This is a genomic window from Bernardetia sp. MNP-M8 (assembly GCF_037126285.1).
In the GTDB taxonomy this organism is placed as follows: domain Bacteria; phylum Bacteroidota; class Bacteroidia; order Cytophagales; family Bernardetiaceae; genus Bernardetia.
Window position 1 is genome coordinate 1853725 of sequence record NZ_CP147012.1, and the last position, 21677, is coordinate 1875401.

Consider the following 21677-nt stretch of genomic DNA (forward strand, 5'->3'; position numbering starts at 1 on the left):
CAAAATTTAGATATTTTTGAAATCTAATTACGGATGAGTATAAACTATATTTTGTAGAATTAAGAACACAAAAAAAGCATTATAAAAAATATAATGCTTTTTTGTATCTATGAAAAATCTAAAATTAAATCTTTATTACTTAATATGATTGTGGTCTTCTTCGTCTGAACCACCACCGAGTGATTGTCCATCATGAGAAGAAAGTTCTACTAATTGTTGATATTCTGTTGGCGACAAATCATTAAAGAAGTAATTAATTGGATTTACTGGCTTACCATTATAGCGTACTTCATAATGCAAATGAGGTGCTACTGAAAGTCCTGTGCTTCCTACTTTTCCTAATAACTGGCCACGTTTTATTTTTTGTCCTTTTTTACAATCAAAAGCTGAAAGGTGAGCATATCTTGTGATATATCCATAACCGTGATCTACTTCTACTAATCTTCCGTATCCACTAGACCAGTCTGCTTTAATAACTACACCATCTCCTGTTGCATGTACAGCTGTTCCTGTTCTTGCGCTAAGGTCACAACCTGCATGCATTTTACGAACTTTATAAATAGGGTGTGTACGCATTCCAAAACCAGATGCAAAACTTGTTTGGTCTTTTTTGGAAAGAGGCTGAATAGCTGGAATAGAAGCCATCATATCATTTTTGTTTTGAGCCAGTTTCATAAGCTCATCATACGATTTGGTTTGGATATACATTTGTTTTTTCAAATTATCCAACTTCTCGTGTGTATTTACAATAAGTGTTTCATTTACTAAATTATCATCTAATAAATGCTTATACTTTTCTGCTCCTCCTGTACCACCTTTTCGCATTTCCATTGGAATAGGTTCTACTTCAAACATCGAACGATAGAGTTTATTGTCTCGCTGTTGAAGGTGTGAGAGCATATCAGTTGCCTGACTAATTTCTTTATTAAGAACTGTATATTTTGTAAGAAGTTCCTGTTTTTCTTCTTTTAATTGTGCCACTTCCTTTGAAGGGAACATTTGAGTGTAAAATGTCGCAAAACCGACTGCTAATACTGCTGAAACTACTAAGAGTCCAAGGATATTGAAGGCTATATCTGCTTTAGACGCTTTTACTTTTTCGTAACGACACGTTTCGGTATCGTAATAATATTTTACTTTTGCCATATAATTAGTGTTTGTTTCTAATCTTTGTCAGAAAAAATAACTAATAATCAAGTTTGTTTGGGTTCAAAACCTACTTCAATACTTGGGTTAAAATTTATTTAAAGAACATTTATTAAACTGTCTTTGAGTTAAATTAGAATATATTTAATATACTTTTCTTTATTAACTAACTACGTGTGTTTTAATAAATTGAATATTTTTTAAAGGAATGATAAGTAATTGATAATCATAACATTTGTATGTATCCAACTAAAGATTAGTAATGCAAAGAAGCAAAAAAAATAGAAAATTTCCAAGAAACCTAAAACTTTTTTCGATTAAATACCGTATTGTAGCCTCAAATTTTAAAAAAACCTCTTATATTGAACTAATAAAAGTTTTTTTTGTGTTTAGAAAAGAATTTTATTTTCCATCCAAAAAAAGTATCTGATTTGTAGTGAGTAATTTTTGTTAACAATGTTAATACGTTAATAATCATTATCTCAAACTATTACTTTCTCAAAAGCTTTTCGTTCAAATCTAAAAAGGCACACACTATTCTCACACCATTTTATAATTTTACTAAATTGTAAAAAGAAGTATTTTTTTTGAAATCTGGAAGTAGAATAATTAGCAAAAAGGAAGTAATTTTGTATGTTTTCTAAAATCAAAAGGATTTATATTAAAAGAGCTATAAATTATATGAATAATTCTAACTTCACAATTTTCCAACAATGAACTCAAAATTAAATTTCGTTTCCTTTTTACTTATTTTCTTTTCTTTGGTTGCCTGTACTAGCAATTCAGATAATAAAGATAATACTCTAGTTATAGCAGAAAATAAAGAACCAAAAGATTCTATTTTAGTGCTAGATGAAGAGCAAAAAAAGACGATAACAAACTTAGAACTTTTGCAGGGAAAGTGGCAAAGTACGGATGACGAAACAAACTTTCTAAAGTTTGAAAATAATCATAGAATGGAAATTGCTGCAGGAATGACTCAATGGAGTGATGAAATTTTCACTTTATCTGATAAATGCACCAATGAATCTGATAAAAGTAAAGATTTGAAGCCTGAAAAAGACCTTTATATTACTTCTGAAAGTTCGGATATGTGTTGGTATATTATAGACCTCAATGAAGAGATCTTGACAATTGCTTATATGGCTCGTGGAAACACACTAGCTTACAAAAGAGTGAAATAAATGAATACCTATTTGCTTCCTAATGACTTATTTGAAAATGCAAATAAAACAGAAGACAAAACCTGTATTTATGACTATGTGATAAATAATTCTCTTACGAGAAATAAAATTACGCTTAATCAGAATGTGTTTAGTTTTTTGCAAGATGGAACAAAAGAAGTTGTGCATTTTGACAAACAAACAACAATCAAAAATAATCAATTTCTTCTCATTAAATCAGGTAAATGTTTGATGACTGAAAAATTATCACAAGCCAATCAATATAGAAGTTTGTTGTTTTTCTTTGATGATAATTGGCTTATTGATTTTATAGAAAAATACAAAATCAAAATTCAATCAAGCAGCGAAACAAATCCGTTTTTGGTATTTGATTATGATAATTATATCAAGAATTTTGTGTTTAGTGTCCTACAAATCAATCAGCAATCTCTAGCTTTACAAAAACAGGTTTTACCTGTAAAACTAGAAGAAATTTTCCTTTATTTAATTCATAAAAATGGAACAGATTTTCTCTATAAGTTTTTAAACAGCAATGTTTACAGTAGAGAACATTTTACATCAGTCATTGAGAATAATATTTATACAAACTTGAGTGTAGAAGAATTAGCTTTTTTATGTAATAAAAGCGTTTCAGCTTTCAAAAGAGAGTTTAAAAAAATATACAATGATAGTCCAATAAAATGGTTTAGAGAGCGAAGGTTAAAACACGCTGCATTTTTGTTAGAACACAAAAAACTTCGTTCTAGTGATATTTATATGCAAATTGGTTATGAAAATTTATCTTCTTTCATACAAGCCTACAAAAAACAATTTGGCAAAACTCCCAAACAACACTTTATATAAAATGGACGTTTAGCAACACTTTTAGAACGTCTATCTCTATCTCATCAGCAAGGCAATACTGTAACTTTGTATTTTAATCTTAGTAAATCTAAACCCCAAATAAAATGCAAAAAGTAACATCATTCTTATTTTTCTTTCTTATCTCTACCCTTTCTTTTGCTCAAGAAACTTTTACTCTTAGCAGTACAGATATAGGAGGACAAGCCACAAAGACAGAAGAATTTAATGGATTTGGCTGTACAGGAGAAAACCAATCACCTCAATTATCTTGGACAAATGCACCAGAAGGAACAAAAAGTTTTGCCATTACAGTATATGACCCAGATGCACCAACGGGAAGTGGGTGGTGGCATTGGGTAGTTTTTGACATTCCTGCTAACATAAATGAGCTAGTAACAGGTGCAGGAAATTTGAAATCTAATCTTACTCCAAAAGGAGCTATTCAAAGCGTAACAAATTATGGTGTAGCTGGATATGGTGGTCCTTGTCCTCCAGAAAATCACGGTTTGCACCAATATATAGTTACTGTTTACGCACTCAAGACTGATAAATTAGGCTTGGATGCTACTACAAACCCTGCAACTGTGGGATATTATTTGTGGAATAATACTATTGCAAAAGCGAGTTTGGTGTTTTATTACCAAAGATAATTTTTGATAATATTGTATGATTTAGCAAAACCTCATTTCTCTTTATTTATTGAAGAGGGATGAGGTTTTCAAAAACATATTTATCTTTGTTGTTGGTCGTCATAATAGCATTCCAAAACTAAATACCAGCCACAACATCTAAAAAATGAGTCATTCACACACTCTTACTGAACATCATCAAAATTTTCTAAACCAAAACCGAACTGACCCTATCACAGGAGAAAAAATAGAAGAAGGTCATACAGTCGTGATTTGTGCTGCTTGTAAATCTGCTTTTTTTATAGAGAGTTGGGAATACTTAGGAAATTCTCACTGTGACCAAACCGAAACTCTCAAATTTTTGCCTTTACCTCAAACTCTTTATCTTAAAGCGAATGATAAATATACACAAGAAGTACTAAGTTTTGGCTTTGCTGATAGTCCTATGTTTATGAGTAATAATAGTGGAGGTTGCTTTTTATCTATTGTATTAGGATTCGCATCTATAATAGCAAGTAGTTTTATAGGAGAAATTTTTGGTGGGGCTATAGGGCTTCTTTCATTTATGCTCTGTTTTATGGCTTGTATAACTTTTGGAATAATCAGTATTATTCCAAAAAATAGAAATATATCTATCAAAGAAATGGAAAATATAGAATCCAAACTGACTATTTATATAGATTATAAATCAAAAGGATTAGTTATACAACATATCAAACAAAAAGTCTTAAAAAGTTTTTTTGCCTTTGAAGACATAACAGAGTTTAAGTATCATATTATTTATCATCCTAATACAGACATTGATGCACTTTATTGTCAATTGCAAATAAGAATAACAACGAGAAGTGTATCAAAAAATTATTTTGCAACTATTCATAGAGATACTATACCAGAATGGAGTGATTTTATTTCAAAGTTACCTACTGATTTGAGAATTATTAATACGCCTTTTGTTTATGAATTGAGGTGATTTTGTATGAATGAAATGCCTTATTTGGTTAAACTAATTGTGATTTTTTTTAAATTATTTTAGGTTATTTGTCATAATTATTAGTAACTTTGCAAGTTTTTTTATATTATTGCTAATTATTAGAGCAATGTTATTCCCAAATTGAATATGTCTGCTACCATCTCATTTTTAGAGGAAGATTTGAATAAGTTACATTTTTCTGAACAGACAGGATTAGTAACATTAGCTAACTATGAGAAAATTTACCAGCACCCTGCTGAAAAATTGCACATTCAAGAAAAATTTAAAAGGCTATTAATTGATAATCAAGAAGGAATTACACCTTATGGTGTTCTTTTTAGAAGGTTCTATAAAGATATTAGTTCAGAAAGCCCCTTCAATTCTCAACCTGCTGTTTATATTTTTGGCATTACGAATAGAGATTTTATAAATAGTAAAGAACATCAGGTTTTACATTCAAAGATTTGGAGTGCAAATGAGATTGAGGTTTATTTATTAATAGAACAAAATCAAATACATATATTCAATGCTCGTTCTCCTGCAAGTAATAAAGGAAATGAAATAGATTTATCTTCTTTAGAGTTAGCAAGTGAAAGTGTTGATAATTTAAATAAAGAACAATTTTCTGCTCATGTTTTTGCAAAAGGTTTATTTTGGGAACAAGAAGAAGCCACATGGGATTTAGACGAAAAGCAAACTCCTTTCTATCATTTTCTCAAACATCTTGAAGATACAAGAAAAGAATTACAGAATATTCATACTAATTCAGAAAATAGACTGGCTTTAGATAGACTACTCCTTTTGAGTATCTTGATAATGTTTTTGGAAGAAAAAAAAGATAAAAACAACCAATTTGCACTCAAGAAAATCTATCAAGAATATAAAAAAGAGTTTGGTGTAGAAAACTATTATGAGATTCTAAAAAAAGATAATAATGGAAAGTTATGTATTCATTTTTTGAAAAAATTAGCTTCTACGTATAATGGAAAAATATTCGATATTCTTGATTCTGATGAAGTAGAATTTATAGAGAATACAGATTTAAGTGGTATTGCTAATTTTGTTGAAGGTAAAATTTCTCCAGAAAATAGACAAATATCAATTTGGAGAATGTATTCTTTTGATTTTTTGCCTGTCGAAACGATTAGTGCTATTTATGAAAATTTTCTTCAATCAGAAATCATAGAACAAGGTAAAGACAAAGATAAAGGAGTAGTTTATACACCTCCATTTTTAGTCAATTTTATGATTGATGAGGCTATGCCTTTAAATTTGGATTGGTTAGAAAATGAAAAATCTTATATAAAAAATGGCAAGATAGATTATAAGATTCTTGACCCAAGTTGTGGTTCAGGTGTTTTTTTGGTGGCTGCCTACAAAAGATTATTAGAATGGTGGTTGATTAATAATTTTGATAAAAGTCATAATGAAAATTATAAATCTGAAAAATTTGCTGAAGTATTCAAGCAGATATTAGAAGATAATATTTATGGTGTAGATATAAACAAAACCGCTGTACAAATTACAATATTCAGTCTTACGATTGCTTTTTTGGATAAAATAGACCCAAAACTTTTATGGGAAGATTTTCATTTCAAAAATTTAAAGGAAGAGAATATTACAGAAAAAAGTTTTTTTGAGTGGACTACAACAACAAACAAAAGATTTGATTTAATTATTGGTAATCCTCCATTTAACCATGATAAATCAAAACATAAAAAGTTTAAAAATTACAAAACGAAAGAAATAACGCCTTATAAAGAACAAATAACTGACTTCGATTATTTAAGTAAAGTTCCTGATAATTTTGCCTTTTATTTTTTAGAATTTAGTCGTTATTTACTTAATACAGATAGTAAATTATGTTTGGTTATTCCTACGACACTTCTTTTGTATAGTCCTCAAGCTACTTCTCAAAAATATCGTCAAGCCTTGCTAGAAAAAACGAATGTAGAGAAGATATTTGATTTTACTCATTTAAGAGAAGTTTTATTTAGAAAGTCGGTAAATACTGTAAAACTATCAAGTTCTAAGAATTCTAATAATGGTAGAACAGCAGTTTCAGTTACTGTTTTGAATAATAAAGAACCTCAAAAAAAGGATATAGAACATATTGTAGTCAAACGTCTTTTTGAAACAGAGAAAAAAAAGCGTTTTGAAATAGATGAATATGATAGACATAGTGTAAAATGGCAATGGGCATACAATTATTCATTTATTTGGAAATGTAATCTTTTAGGAGGTGGAAGGCTATTTCATCTTGCATATAGATTGAGTTTGTTAGATAACTTGAAGAGTTTTATTGATGAGAGAAAAGAAGAAAATAATGAATGGATTTTTCAAGATGGATATAAAGACTTTGTTGCTGATGATAAACTAGGAATAGTAGAATATATATATAACAGGGATAAAGTTTCTAAAATAGAAAATGGAAACATTATTTGTAGTAATAAAGAAGTTCGAAAGTTTTTTAAAACTCCTCGTCCTAAAAAATTATATGAATTGCCTTTAATTATAATTCATAAGAAAATAGGAGAGAATCATTTACCGATAGGAATTAAAGAAAGTCATGAGGATGAATATTTAGTATTTCCAAGCAGTTTCGTTGGAATTCATGCCCCTAAAAAAGATTATGAGAAATTAAAACATATATATGAACGATTTATTAAATATCCTTATACTTATCTTTTTTGGATGGTAGTAAATAGTTCTGCAAGTCTAATTAGGCAAGAAACGGTTGTCAATAAAGCTGATTTAGAAACTCTACCTTTTCCACCCTTTGAAGAAGAAGAATATTTAGAATTATCTGAAATTGAATCAATATTAAGAGATGATGTATTGAATCATTATATTCATTTAGGTAAATCTATCAAAATTGGAGATGATGGTTATGAACCATTAGAAAGAAAATTAAGAATTACTAAAAAAGAAGATAAAGTAATTTTAGGAAATTTTGGAAATACATTTTGTCTAATACTCAATGAAAGATATGCAAAAAATGAAAAATCTTGGCAAATAAAAGGCATTCATCAAACTACGAATGAAGAGGAAGTTTTGCCACAAGGTTTTATTATTTATCAATTAGGTTTTGGCGAAAATAAAGATTTATCTATTTCTAACATTGATGAAAAAATCTTAAAAAATCTTGTTTATGATACTCAAACAAGTAGAGGAGCTATTTTTACAAGGTCAATCAGATTGTATGAACACATAGATGGATATGATTCTGTTTTTCTAATTAAGCCTAGTAATATCCGTTATTGGTTGCCTTCAATTGCTATTAAAGATGCAGGTTATACTTTTCAAGACCTAAAAAAATCTGGATTCTGATGATAGAAGATTTCAATCAATTAGAAGGTTATGAACCTATAAAAGAGATTGTTCAACTTATAGAAAATAGGTTGGATGATTTTGCAGCTTCCTCAACACTTCGCAAACAGACAGCTAAAACTACAGGAGAAGGACAACACTCTACAGCTTATTTTAAATTTATGTCAAAAGAAGATAGTATTTACAGTTTTTGTAGAGAAGTTTCTCAAAAAGGTAGTTCTTCTGTTGATTTTGGAATTTATGATAAAGACACAGACGATTTAATGTTTACAGTAGAAGCAAAGGTGTTGCCTACTCCTAAAAAAGGAAATAGAGATGAACACGAATATATTTATAGAAATCAAGGAAATGGTGCAGCAATAGAAAGGTTTAAACACGAATTTCACGGACTAGACGATAATAAAGATTTATTACCTCACAATGCTATTTTAGCCTACATAAAAGAAGAAGATTATAAATATTGGCTAGAAAAAATTAATGGGTGGATAAAGGATTCTAATTGGAATAAAGAAAGCTTGTATTTAAAATTCTTTTCAGAAGAGATAATAAAGAATCATCAAATGGATTTTAAAGAATTAGTAAAGAAAAGTGTCTTGATAGAAAATACTACTGAAAATCTAAAATTAAAATACTCTACAAAAGAAAATATTTTGCAGTCTGTACATCGTCGTAAAAGTGGAGCAACTGTTCATTTACATCATTTTTGGATAATTGTTCCTAATTTAAAGAAAAAGTGATTGATAAAAACCATAAAAAACCTCATTAATCCTTCCCAAAAAAAGAGAAAAGAAAAATGAGGTTCTAAAAAATCGTATAAAGAAAAACTTACTCTTCAAAAACAGAATTTACAAAAGCAATTTTTCCATCTTCCAAAACTACACCCACAGGCGAATCTTTCGTTACTTTTCCTGCTAGTATTTCTTTTGAAAGTTCGTTTAAGATTTCTCGTTGAACAACTCTTTTGAGTGGTCTTGCTCCAAATTGTGGGTCATAACCAATCTTTCCGATATAATCTAAGGCTTCTTTCGAAACTTCTAAAGTGATTCCGTTTTCGTCTAATCGCTTCTGAACTTGCTTTAATTGTAAATCTACAATCTGACGAATTTCTAATCTTGAAAGTGGTTTGAAGATTAAGACTTCATCAATACGATTCAAAAATTCTGGTCGCATACTCGCTTTCAAAAGCTCTGTAACTTGTATTTTTGTATCCTCATAAAGTTGTTCTACTTGCTCATCTGTTTTTTCAGTAGCAAGTGCAAAATTATTTTGAATAATCTGCGAACCTGTGTTTGAAGTCATGATGACAATCGTATTTTTGAAATTCGCTATTCTGCCTTTATTATCAGTCAGTCTTCCATCATCCAAAACTTGTAACAAAATATTGAAAACGTCTGGGTGTGCTTTCTCAATTTCATCAAGTAAAATAACACTATACGGTTTTCTACGAACAGCTTCGGTAAGTTGCCCACCTTCATCATAACCCACATACCCAGGAGGTGCACCAATCAAACGGCTTACACTATGGCGTTCTTGGTATTCCGACATATCAATTCTGACCATTGCATCATCGTCATTAAACAAATATTCAGCTAAGGCTTTGGCAAGTTCTGTTTTTCCTACGCCTGTTGTTCCCAAAAATATAAACGAACCTATCGGACGATTTGGGTCTTGAACGCCTGCACGACTTCTACGCACCGCATCAGAAACAGCTTGAATAGCTTCGCTTTGTCCTGCTACTCGTCTTCCTAACTCAGCTTCTAAGTTTAATAATTTTTCTTTATCACCTTGCAGCATTTTAGTAACTGGAATACCTGTCCATTTTGAAACCACTTCAGCAATATTTTCAGCCGTTACAATTTCTTTGAGCATTGATTCTTCTGTTTCTTGCTGCTCATGTTTTTTCTGTAATTCTTCTAATTTCTGTTCTGCATCTGTAATTTTCCCATAACGAATTTCGGCCACTTTTCCATAATCTCCTGCTCGTTCGGCTTGTTCAGCTTGTATTCTAAGATTTTCTAGTTCTTTTTTGGTTTCTCTTATTCCATCTATTGCACCTTTTTCAGATTCCCAACGTCCCATGAGTGCATCTTGTGTAGTGCGAAGGTCTGCAATTTCTCTTGAAAGTAATGTATTTTTTTCTTTGTCACCTTCTCTTCTTATTGCTTCTCTTTCAATTTCAAGTTGCATTACTTTTCTACGAATCTCATCTAATTCTTGAGGCATAGAATTCATTTCTATTCTCAATTTTGCTGCTGCTTCATCCATTAAATCAATTGCTTTATCTGGTAATTGACGGTCTGGAATATAACGATGAGAAAGTTGTGCTGCTGCAATCAAAGCATCGTCTTTTATCTGAACCCCATGATGCAATTCATATTTTTCCTTGATTCCACGCAAAATAGAAATAGCATCTTGTACGCTTGGTTCATCTACTGTAACGGTTTGAAAACGGCGTTCTAGAGCTTTGTCTTTCTCAATATATTTTTGATATTCTTTGAGTGTTGTCGCTCCGATTGCACGAAGTTCGCCACGAGCCAAAGCAGGCTTTAATAAATTGGCTGCATCCATTGCCGAATCTCCCCCTGCACCTGCACCGATAAGCGTATGAATTTCATCAATAAATAAAATGATTTCTCCGTCAGAATCTGTAACTTCTTTGATGACAGATTTTAAACGCTCTTCGAACTCTCCTTTATATTTTGCTCCTGCAACGAGCATTCCCAAATCCAAAGAAGCAATTACAACTGACTTCAAATTTTCTGGAACATCGCCATCAACAACACGCTGTGCCAAGCCTTCAATAATTGCCGTTTTTCCTACCCCTGGTTCTCCAATAAGCATCGGATTATTTTTGGTTCTTCTTGAAAGAATTTGTAGAACTCTACGAATTTCATCATCACGACCAATAACTGGGTCTATTTTTCCTTTTCGTGCAAGTTCTGTCAAATTATTAGAATAACGCTCTAAAGAACGATATTTTGATTCTGCATTTGGGTCAGTTACTTTACGCCCTCCACGAAGTTCTTTGATTGCTCTTACCAAATTATCTTCATTGAAACCAACTTCACGCATGAGGTCAGCCGTTTTGTCTTTTCCTTTCAAAAGTCCTAAAAGAATATGTTCAACGGCTATAAATTCATCTTTGAATGTTTTGAGATAATTTTCAGCTTCACGAATGGCAGCATGAGAATCGTTAGATAAATATGGGTCTGCACCACTTGATTTTGGATAAGAAACCATGTATTCGTCCAAAACTTGATTGAGAAGAGTTACATTGACTTCTAATTTACTGACCAAAAACTTTGTCATATTTTCATCAGCGTCTAAAGCAGCTTTCAAAATATGACCTGTCTGAATGATTTGTTGTTGCGAACTTGTCGCAATTGTTGAGGCTTTCTGAACTACGTCTTGTGCCTTTATAGTGAATTTATTAAAGTTCATAATTGAATGTTTTTAGTAGTTTTAAGTATTTGTTTTCTGATTGAATACATCGCACCTTAAAAGGTACGATACATTTTTTGTAAGCTAAAGTGTACGCTACATATATATTACATTCTTATCAAAAGCTATACAAATATCTCAAAACTGACTTTTTGGCTAGTTGTATTCAATTTAAAACTTCAATAGTAGAAATTTGTTTTTAAATAGTGTCACATTGACACTTACATTGTTTTCAAAAACTAATACTTTCTTATTTTCTATGTCATATTGTCGTTTTTTCGAAAAGAAAAAACCCACATTCAAAGAATATAGGTTTTTTTATGCACTTATGAAAAACTATTACCGTCCGTAGTAACGAACAGTATTAGGTTAAAATTGTTTAAGGAAGAACAAAAAAAAGGTGTTTTTTTGAAAAAAAAATTAATCAAAACAAAGTTTTATACTTTTTCATCTTGTTCTAGGTTGAACAAATCATTCAAAACATCGACTAATGTTTCTGCTTCTCCACGCTTACAAGCTGCTTTAAGCTGAATGACAGGAAGTTTAATTATTTTTTGCATTATTCCTTTTGTTATCATTTCTATTTTTTCTATTTCTTTTTCGTCTAAGTTTTTCAAATGACGATTTATTTCTTCTTTTCTGATTTGCTCTAACGCATTTTTCAGACGATGAATAGTAGGCGAAACTATCATTTCTTTACTCCAATCTTCAAATCCTTGTATTGCTTCATCGATGATAGATTGGACATGTGGAATAGCTGATTTTCTACGTTCTATTACCTCTGCTGTACGATTTTGTATTTGATCGATGTTATATACCATAACATGAGCAATCTGTTCTACCTCTGGCTCAATACTTCTAGGAACAGACAAGTCAATGAAATATTTGAAACGAATATCTTGTACTTCTTCTACTAATTTCTTTGTCAAAATTGGTTCATTGGCAGCCACTGAACAAATTATAACATCTGCTTTTTTGACCTCTTCTTTTAGGTTTTCTATTCTTGCTACTTCAAATCCCTCTGCATTTGCAAACTCCTTTGCTTTTTCGAAAGTACGATTCATAACTGTTACAGTATGATAATCAGTGGCATCTAGGTTTCGAACTACATCTCCTCCAATTTCTCCTACTCCAATAACCAAAATTTTTGGTTGAAGAACCGTTTGTGCAAGTTCAGAGGTCATTTCTGCTGCTGCATAGGCTACAGAAGCAGCTCCATCTCTAAAACTTGTCTCTTGTGCCACACGCTTGTTTGTAAAGAAAATGGTATGCAAAAGACGATGTAAAAATGGACTTGCAAGGTTCAAGTCTGCGCTATATTGATAGGATTTTTTTACTTGATTACTAATTTGAATATCTCCAATTACTTGTGATTCTAATCCCATTGAAACCGAAAAAAGATGTTGTACAGCTTCTTTATGCTCTTCAATAGATTGGAAATAAGGAAAGTAGCTTTCAGAATCTGAAAGTCCCTTTTGAGTAATAAGTAATGCAATTAGCTTTTGAGAGAGTGGCTTAGAAGATGAAAAAGGACAGGCTTTAGGAATATTTGAAGTTGCATTTGCAACACTATTTTCTGGTAAACTATAATAAATTTCTGTCCTATTACAGGTAGAAAGCACAAAAAGCTCACTCAAAGCAAACATCTCAGAAGCCTTTTGCAAAAAGCTATGGCACTCTGTTTCACTCAAAGATAATTTTTCACGTACTTCGACAGGAGCAGTTTTATAATTTATGGTTAAAGCCTTGAAATTCAGTTGCATAGTAGGTGTTATTTTTATTCTATACTACAAAATTACTACGCAAAGAACTATAAGTAAAATCATTTGTTCTTTTTGCACCTTATTTAGAATTAATACAAATAAATGACATAGCTAATTCCTAAAAATATATTCATTTTTTATAAAAAGATACACAATGTACTAAAAAATAGCATCGTTATTGATTTAATATTAATTACTACTGATTATACCTACTGTTTTTAGTCAGTAGATTGTTAATTGCTTATATTTGTGAATCTTAAAACTATTTATGATATAGAGTTTTAAACAAATTTAGAGTTTTGCCTATCCAAAAGTTAGATAAAAATTATTTTAATTTACATATTTAATAATTTCTTACAATGAAGTTAAATAAATTTACTCATTTCTTTTTTTTCAAGAAAACATTTTTGTTGATATGTATTCTTGTTTTTGCAGGTTCTTTCTTGTGTTTAGCACAAAATGAAACGAAAAAGGAGGAAAAAAAACCTGTTAAGATTGCCAAATATTTCTATAAAAAATTGGATGGACAGCTTGGTGACCAACGTATAGAGTTTGATTTGATGCGTTTTGGTTCTACCTTAGAAGGACATTTTTATTTTTTAGATAAGGAAGAAAAAGGAACTATCAGAGGAACAATTTCTGAAACGGGGCGTGTCTCCTTAGAAGAAATTGAAGGAAATACAGCAGAAGGTGAGCCAAATGTAGTTGGTTTTTTTGATGGAAAATTTATGTCTCCTACAGAAATTGCAGGTACTTGGCATTCGTTTGATGGTGAGCAGTATAATACATTTACTGTAAAAGAAAATTATCCAGAAAAATCATCTAGTTTTTGGGTGGTTCACGAAGGCAGAAGTTATAGTGGTACAGCTACTGTTGATTTGGTGTATATAGTAATGGGAGAAGAAAAGCATAAAGCAACTGCCGAAAAAATCAATGCTTTTATTAATAGTCATATCTTAAATTATGACCATCCTAAAAGTGCTAAAAAACAGTTTGGTGACCATAGTGAATTTTTAGATGATTTTGTAAATCGTTATAAAAAGGCAAGTGAAGAAGCTCAAAAAGCAGAAGGACAAATGCCAATATGGGATAATCATCATCAAATTATCTTAGATTATAATAACCATAATATTATAGTTTTGGAGTTTATAGAAAGTGTTTTTGAAGGTGGTGCTTATGCCCATGAAAAAGTGAACTTTGTGAATTTTGACTTGGGAACAGGCAACCATATAAAATTAGAAGAGCTTTTTGAGAAAGATTTTATACCAAAACTCACAAAAATAGCAGAAAATATTTTTCGTAATAAATATGGCTTTAAAGATATTGAAGACTTCTCAAAAGAAGGAATCAATTTTAAGGACAATAAATTTACTTTAAATGATAATTATGCGCTTAGCAAAGGTGGAATTATATTTCGTTTTAATGAAGATGAAATTGGAGTACATTCAATGGGTTCTTTTGAGATTTTCATTCCTTATTCAACAATCACTGACCTAGTAAAAAAAGATAGTCCATTACAAGAAATTATGGAAAATCATTATTAAAATAAATTGAGAGGTTAAAAGCTAGATTTTAGAAGTAATGCCAAAGGTAACTTCTAAAATCTAGCTTTTAAATAAAATCTATTTGGCATAGGCTTGTGTACGATACATTAAACGAGGATAATTTCCATATCCACCCAAACTACGGTGCATGGTTGAAGTATTATCCCACATCAAGAGGTCATTTGGACTCCATTTGTGTGCATAAACATATTCATTTTTTTCTACTTCTGCCATTAATTCTTTTAAAAGCTCTTGACCTTCTTCTCTACTTAGTCCTTCAATATCAGAAGCCGTACACCCAAAATACAAACATAGTAATTTAGTTTCTGGATGTAAATAAGCAATATTATGATACGCATCTGGTGGAAGTTCAGACTCTTTTGCACCTTCGAAATCGGGAATATTTTTAGGTGAAACCCAAACACGAAGATTCTTTATTTTATCTTTTAATTCTTGGCTAAGTCCATTATATGCCAATCTTAAATCTGCAAAACCTGTTTCTCCTCCCGATGGTGGCACTTTTTCAGCATACAAACAACTGAAAACATAGTTTTTTGGTGCTTGCCAAAAATCGCCATCACTATGCCAATATTCTGCACCTGAATAGTTTTGTAATAACTCTCCATTAGGCAAAATATTTGAAATACGTGTAACCTCTGGATATTCTTTATGAAAATTATTAAAACGAAGTCCGTCAGGAAGTTCGACTGGCTCACCAAAACGTTTTGTCCAAGCTACCAATTCATCTAAAGAAAGGTGTTGGTTTTTGATAAGAATAACACCATTTTGAGGAACTGCTTTACGTATTTCTTCAAATTCTTCATTACTAAGATTTTTGACATCTATATTTTCAAAAACTCTACAAGGAAGTGTATAATTAGGGAAAGCATCCGAACTTTTTACTGTCGGTCTTTCATTTGTTGTTTCTAGATTTGTATTCATTATGAATTAGATTTTAAGTGTAATAAGTGTAAATAGATAAAGCAAAATACAAAATTTCAGTTGAAAAAAGTAATTTGATTAAATTATGAATTGTGTTTTTTTGAAATCTGTACGTTCTACACAACTAAGAAACAAATAACATTTTTTTGCTCTTCTTATATTTAATATTCCCTATACTTGATAGAGAAAGTTTCTCAACAACCTTCTCTCTGAATAGAAAAGGAAAGTCAAATTTTATCTAATTTTTTACCTGCTTTTCTATCTTCTTCTAAGAATATTTAACTTTGAAGAAAGCTCATCACTACTTCAAAAAACTCTTTTGGAGTTTGTGCATGTACCCAATGCCCAGCTTCTTCAATAGTATGTATATGAGCATTTGGAAAATATTTTGTAATCATAGTAATATCTTTCTCTTGAATATAACGAGACTGTCCTCCATTTATAAACAACACAGGTTTTTCATTATAATCTACTGACGAATCTACATTTTTATTCTTAGTCACTGCACCTCCTATTTTTAGTATAGATTTTTCTAAGATAGGTAAGTTCATTTTCCACTCATATCCTTCTTTTGTACGAGCCAAGTTTTTGAGTAAAAACATTCGAACCCCTTCTTCATCTATATATTGTCCTAACTTTTCATCAGCATCGTTTCTACTTTCTAAATTTTCTATATCAATTGCCTTTAATCCATTCAAAATAGCTTCATGATGCGAAACGTTATATTTTCTAGGAGCAATATCGACGACTACCATTTTTTCAAAAGCTGTAGGATAGGTTAAAGCATATTGCATTACAACCTTTCCTCCCATCGAATGTCCAATAAGAAGTAGGTTTTTGAGTTGATGTTCTTCTATAAAATTATGTAAATCATCTGCCAAGACAATATAATTCATTTTATCATCGTGTGGTGAGCGTCCATGATTTCGTTGGTCTATTAAAAATACTCGGTATGTTTCTGAAAACTGACGACCTAAAGTAAGCCAATTATCAAGTGAGCCAAATACGCCATGTAAAATAAGCAAAGGTGGTGCATTTACATTTCCTAATTCTTTATAATTGAGTTTCATATTTTATTTGATGGTTTTACAATGAATTTGATATTTTTTATACATAAGTGAAATCACTCATTTTTGACCCCACTAATCAGACAAAGATAATGCTTTATCAACTACTGTATTTAATCTGTCCTTATGAATTGTTTTTTTGAGTGTAAAATTGAAAAAATAAAATTGACTCTTCTGACTTTTTAGCAAAACATTGTGTGTTCAGTTCCTCAGAACTGAAAAAAATGCTTCCTCAGAAGCGTGATTTAAGCAATATCACGCTTCTGAGGAAGCGTTTCATGCGTTTTTGAGAACGGTGTAACCCTCAGCGAAGCTAAAACGAACGCACACCCTTTTATAATTTCGCTAAATTGTCGGAAGAGCCATAAAATTTGTAAAACGAGGATAAAAAAATGAGAGAAATCTTGTTTTGCTTTTTCACTCATTTTTTTAAGTTCCACTCTTAAAAGTTATCTTAAGATAACGTGAACTTGGGATTAGAAATGAGTTGATAAATAGTTTAGAAGTATTTAAGAAACAAAATAAATAAAATAGAGTTAGATTGTAACCATTGCTTATGTTCTCATGAGTGATTTTTTATAAGAAATAGTTATGGCTAAAAAAAAACAAAAACCACTAAAAAGAACGCCTTTAAAACGTACACCACTAAAGAAAAAAGAATATAATCCAGATGACTATAAAAATGCAGATGGTTCTAAGAAAGAATACAAACCCAAAACCTACAAAAAAAGAGAGTACAAAGTAAAAGATTATAGAGAACTCAAAAAACGAGAACCAAAACCCTTTGTACAACTCACACCCAAAGAAGCCTTTTTAAAACTAGCTGCCTTTTGTGCCTATCAAGAAAGATGTTATCAAGAAATTTATGCAAAATTAGAAGAATGGAAAATGGATGAAGGTGACCATTATGCCATCGTGACACTTTTGGAAGAAGAAAATTTTTTGAATGAAAAACGATTTGCAGAATCGTATGTGAGAGGAAAATTTAGCTATAAAAAATGGGGAAAAAGAAAAATAAGATATGGACTCTTGCAAAAAGATATTTCTGAAAACATGATTCAAGATGCTTTTCATTCAGAAATTGATAACCAAGAATATTTCTCAACTCTAGCCGAACTTTTAGAAAAAAAATGGTCAGACTTACTAGAAAAAGAAGATGATAATTTTAAAAGAAAACACAAGGCTACTAACTATGCTCTTCAAAAAGGATATGAAAATGAGCTTATTAGAGAGATTTTGGAGGATATAAGTAGAAATAACGAATAATAAAACAAAAAATCCCTTTTTTCAAAAAATGAAAAGGGATTCTTCTTGTTTCTTATAAAAGTATAACTGAATAGTTAAAAAATAAGGAGTTGCTAAAAATAATCATTACTGATTGACAACACACATACTATTCAATTTTGACTTTCCTAATAAATGATTCTTAAAAAATAAAGTTACTGCTAAAAATTTTTTGTTAGACTTTTCAGTTTTACAAATCAGTTACTTTGAAAATCACTTATTTTGTTTTGCTTACTTGACTTATATATTTCAATAGGCTTGCCAATGCCAAAAGTTAGTTGAAAATAACTTGAAATAATTGAAAAACACTGTTTAAAGCTCATAAAAGGCAATTTTAACTTTTTAATGATTAATGAGCAATCCTTATTTTTTTTCATAATGGAAAGTTTTTTTTCTATTTTGAAAAAAAATGAATTAAATAATCATTCCAGCAGCTACTGTAGCATTTGTCTGTAAATCTATCAAAATCAAACTTCCTGTTCGCTTGTTTTTGGAATAGCTATCATAAAAAATTGGTTTTGCTGTTCTTATTCTGATTCTTCCAATATCATTCAAGCCAATAGTTAAATCATTTTCAGTTCTATGAAGTGTATTAATGTCAATTTTATAAACTACTTCTTTCAGAATAGCTTTTACTTCTTGAGTTGTGTGTCTTAGTAAATATTTTCCATTGGGTTGTAATTTCTGTTCATTGAGCCAACAAATCATTACTTCTAAATCTTGTCCTATTGTTGGTTTGTTGTCTGCCTTTACAAGCATATCGCCTCTACTAATATCAATATCATCTTCCAAAAGCATTGTTATATTTTGAGGAGGGAATGTTTTTTCTTGTTCTCCATCAAAAGAATCTAGTTTTTTTATAGTCGTTGAGAATCCAGAAGGCAAAACAGTAACTTTATCACCTTTCTTAAAGACACCTCCCAAAACTTCGCCTGCATAACCTCTATAATCATGTAAATCCTCTTCTTTAGATTGTGGACGAATAACGTGCTGAACAGCAAAACGAGAATTTATAAAATCCCATGTGTTTCCGATATAAGCATTTTCTAAGTGATACAAAAAACTTGTTCCCTTATACCATTTCATATTCTCTGATTTCTCAACCACATTATCGCCTTTCAATGCACTTATTGGAATAAAACTAACTTCCGAAATACGTGTTTTTCGTACAAAACTCAAATATTCGGCTTTTATTTGTTCATAGATTTTTTCATCATATTCTACCAAATCCATTTTATTGACACAAACTACTAAATGTTTGATTCCTAAAAGTTCGGCAATGAAAGTATGACGACGAGTTTGCTCTACAATTCCCTGTCTTGCGTCAATCAAAATAACTAAAAGTTGTGCCGTCGAAGCACCTGTTACCATATTGCGAGTATACTGAATATGCCCTGGACAATCGGCTAAAATAAATTTTCGTGATGGTGTAGCAAAATAACGATAAGCAACATCAATTGTAATTCCTTGTTCACGTTCAGCACGCAAGCCATCAGTAAGCAAAGCAAGATTTACATGTTCTTCTCCTCTTCTTTTACTAGCAGCTTCAATGGCTGTCAGTTGGTCTTCAAAAATACTTTTTGTATCATATAAAAGCCTTCCAATAAGTGTACTTTTTCCGTCGTCGACGCTTCCTGCTGTGGCAAAACGCAATAAATCCATCTTTTTACTTTTGTTTGTTTTGAGTTGATATGGCAAAGTTATGAAAAGGAATTTTAAAATACAGTTTTCCATTTCTCCCAAAAAATCACTACATTCAATAAAAGAAAAAGTCATTTTTGAATTTTAATAAAAAAACAATGAAATTACCTGTTCGATTTTTGGCTATTGCATATATTCTAGCCATTCTTGTTTATTCTTATATGAGTTTTCCTGTTCTGAATTATGGATTTTCGGAACTTCCTACGGTACTTATATTTTTTAGTATTCCATTTTTTAGTATGTATTTTGGGAAGAAATTTGTTGCTACAAAAGATAAATCTATTCTCAAAGTGATTATGGGAATTGGTGCAGTAGCAGCTTTGTATGCAATTGTTTGGGCTTCGTTTGTTTCGTGGTCAATTTTTAGAGCTGATGATTACAGAAATTTGATAGGGGAAATAGCAATAGGAGAAAGTTTTGCTAGTGAAGTTGCGCCTGTTTCTACGGATAATATTCGTGTAGTTGATGAGCAAGTAGCACAACGATTAGGTGATAAAGTAATGGGAGAAAAGGCTTCTTTGGGTAGTCAGGCTTATTTAGGAGAGTTTCATATTCAGAAGGTAAAAGACAAACTCTACTGGGTTGCTCCTCTTTTGCACTCTGGTTTTTTGAAGTGGCTTACAAATACAGAAGGAACTCCAGGTTATGTAATGGTTTCGGCAACTAATGAGCGTGATGTAAAACTAGTTCAAGAAGTAAATGGCAAACAAGTAAATTTAAAATATCAAACGGCTGCTTTTGCGTTTGATGATTTGCACAGGCATGTTTATTTTAATGGTTATATGACAAAAGGTTTGGCTGATTTTACGTTTGAAATTGATGATGAAGGAAATCCGTTTTGGGTACTTACTCAATATGAAAAAAGAGTTGGTTTTTTGGGTAGTGATGCTGTTGGAGTTGTGGTTGTAAATGCTCAAAGTGGAGATATACAAAACTATTCTATAGCTGATGCGCCTCTTTGGATTGACCGTATCCAACCAGAAGATTTTATTGAAACACAATTAGACGACTGGGGAGAGTTTGTACATGGTTATTTCAATTTTGCCAACAAAGACAAACTTACTACAACCCCTGGAATGTCGCTAGTTTATGGAGAAGATAATCGTTCGTATTGGTACACAGGTCTGACTTCTGTAGGTGCAGATGAAGGAACAGTAGGTTTTGTTTTGGTAGATACTCGTACAAAAGAAGCAAAATGGTATCGCCAAACAGGAGCAACAGAATGGGCTGCACAGCGTTCAGCAGAAGGAAAAGTACAGGAAAAAGGCTATTATAGTTCATTTCCAATAACTTATAACATCAATGGAGTTCCTACTTATGTGATGTCTTTGAAGGATAATTCTGGACTGATAAAAATGATGGCATTAGTTTCTGTTCAAGATTATACAATTGTGGGAGCTGCTGATAATTTGCAGGAAGCTCTTCGTGAATATAAAAGCTCATTGAATAGTGTAGGAAATTCTATTCGTCCGACAAGTGAAAGCAAACTCAACGAAATAAAAGGGCGTGTTTTGCGTGTTGCAGAAGATGTAAATGGTGGAACAACTTTTTATTATTTACTTTTAAATAATGAACCTAACAAACTTTTTGTAGCTTCTTCGTCTGTCTCTCAAGAACTTCCAATTACACAAGCTGGCGATTCGGTAACTGTTTTTTATGATGAAGCCATGCAATCAGTTGTAGATATTATGTCGTTTGATAACCTTGAAATTGGTTTGAAAAATGATAAAAAGTAAATAATCTTGTAAGAAAAATAATTTCTAAAAAAACAGTTCTAGCCAAGTGTTAGAACTGTTTTTTGTTTCCGAATAGAAAGTAGCGTAATTTTATAGT

The 21677-nt window shown here is 31.1% G+C and carries 15 protein-coding genes; 9 read left to right on the forward strand and 6 right to left on the reverse strand.

Annotated features, from left to right (window positions below; genetic code table 11):
- Positions 1-135: 135 nt before the first annotated feature.
- A complete protein-coding gene (locus tag V9L04_RS07700) occupies positions 136-1146 on the reverse strand; it encodes a M23 family metallopeptidase (RefSeq protein WP_338793513.1) in 1011 nt (336 codons plus the stop codon).
- A gap of 713 nt (positions 1147-1859) precedes the next feature.
- On the opposite strand from V9L04_RS07700, the gene V9L04_RS07705 reads away from it, so the two are divergent.
- The 6 genes from V9L04_RS07705 (at position 1860) to V9L04_RS07730 (ending at position 8839) form a co-directional block, all read left to right on the forward strand.
- Positions 1860-2330, forward strand: coding sequence for a hypothetical protein (locus V9L04_RS07705; RefSeq protein WP_338793514.1), 471 nt, complete (start codon positions 1860-1862; stop codon positions 2328-2330).
- Entirely contained in the window at positions 2331-3173 is an 843-nt protein-coding gene (locus V9L04_RS07710; RefSeq protein ID WP_338793515.1) for an AraC family transcriptional regulator, read from the forward strand.
- Between the two features lie 104 nt (positions 3174-3277).
- Entirely contained in the window at positions 3278-3823 is a 546-nt protein-coding gene (locus tag V9L04_RS07715; RefSeq protein WP_338793516.1) for a YbhB/YbcL family Raf kinase inhibitor-like protein, read from the forward strand.
- A 145-nt stretch (positions 3824-3968) separates the two neighbouring features.
- Positions 3969-4772, forward strand: a complete 804-nt coding sequence (locus V9L04_RS07720) for a hypothetical protein (protein WP_338793517.1) — start codon at positions 3969-3971, stop codon at positions 4770-4772.
- A 147-nt stretch (positions 4773-4919) separates the two neighbouring features.
- A complete protein-coding gene (locus tag V9L04_RS07725; RefSeq protein ID WP_338793518.1) occupies positions 4920-8102 on the forward strand; it encodes an N-6 DNA methylase in 3183 nt (1060 codons plus the stop codon).
- Positions 8102-8839, forward strand: coding sequence for a hypothetical protein (locus V9L04_RS07730; RefSeq protein WP_338793519.1), 738 nt, complete (start codon positions 8102-8104; stop codon positions 8837-8839). The genes V9L04_RS07725 and V9L04_RS07730 overlap by 1 nt, the downstream gene beginning before the upstream one ends.
- An 88-nt stretch (positions 8840-8927) precedes the next feature.
- On the opposite strand, the gene clpB is transcribed toward V9L04_RS07730, so the two are convergent.
- Positions 8928-11543, reverse strand: coding sequence for an ATP-dependent chaperone ClpB (clpB, locus tag V9L04_RS07735; protein WP_338793520.1), 2616 nt, complete (start codon positions 11541-11543; stop codon positions 8928-8930).
- Positions 11544-11980: 437 nt separating this feature from the next.
- Positions 11981-13306 (reverse strand): glutamyl-tRNA reductase, encoded by a 1326-nt coding sequence (gene hemA / locus V9L04_RS07740; RefSeq protein ID WP_338793521.1) that lies wholly within the window; start codon positions 13304-13306, stop codon positions 11981-11983.
- 359 nt (positions 13307-13665) lie between these two features.
- Between hemA and V9L04_RS07745 the strand changes: the two genes are divergently transcribed.
- The gene (locus V9L04_RS07745; RefSeq protein ID WP_338793522.1) at positions 13666-14850 is read left to right on the forward strand and encodes an RsiV family protein; all 1185 of its coding nucleotides are present in this window, start codon (positions 13666-13668) and stop codon (positions 14848-14850) included.
- 78 nt (positions 14851-14928) lie between these two features.
- On the opposite strand, the gene V9L04_RS07750 is transcribed toward V9L04_RS07745, so the two are convergent.
- Together V9L04_RS07750 and V9L04_RS07755 are read right to left on the reverse strand one after the other, a co-directional pair.
- A complete protein-coding gene (locus V9L04_RS07750; RefSeq protein WP_338793523.1) occupies positions 14929-15792 on the reverse strand; it encodes a TauD/TfdA family dioxygenase in 864 nt (287 codons plus the stop codon).
- Between the two features lie 278 nt (positions 15793-16070).
- A complete protein-coding gene (locus V9L04_RS07755; protein WP_338793524.1) occupies positions 16071-16862 on the reverse strand; it encodes an alpha/beta fold hydrolase in 792 nt (263 codons plus the stop codon).
- 588 nt (positions 16863-17450) lie between these two features.
- Between V9L04_RS07755 and V9L04_RS07760 the strand changes: the two genes are divergently transcribed.
- Positions 17451-18125, forward strand: coding sequence for a regulatory protein RecX (locus V9L04_RS07760; protein ID WP_338793525.1), 675 nt, complete (start codon positions 17451-17453; stop codon positions 18123-18125).
- A gap of 432 nt (positions 18126-18557) precedes the next feature.
- On the opposite strand, the gene V9L04_RS07765 is transcribed toward V9L04_RS07760, so the two are convergent.
- Positions 18558-19805 (reverse strand): GTP-binding protein, encoded by a 1248-nt coding sequence (locus tag V9L04_RS07765; protein WP_338794191.1) that lies wholly within the window; start codon positions 19803-19805, stop codon positions 18558-18560.
- Between the two features lie 137 nt (positions 19806-19942).
- Between V9L04_RS07765 and V9L04_RS07770 the strand changes: the two genes are divergently transcribed.
- Entirely contained in the window at positions 19943-21580 is a 1638-nt protein-coding gene (locus tag V9L04_RS07770) for a hypothetical protein (protein ID WP_338793526.1), read from the forward strand.
- Positions 21581-21677 lie beyond the last annotated feature (97 nt).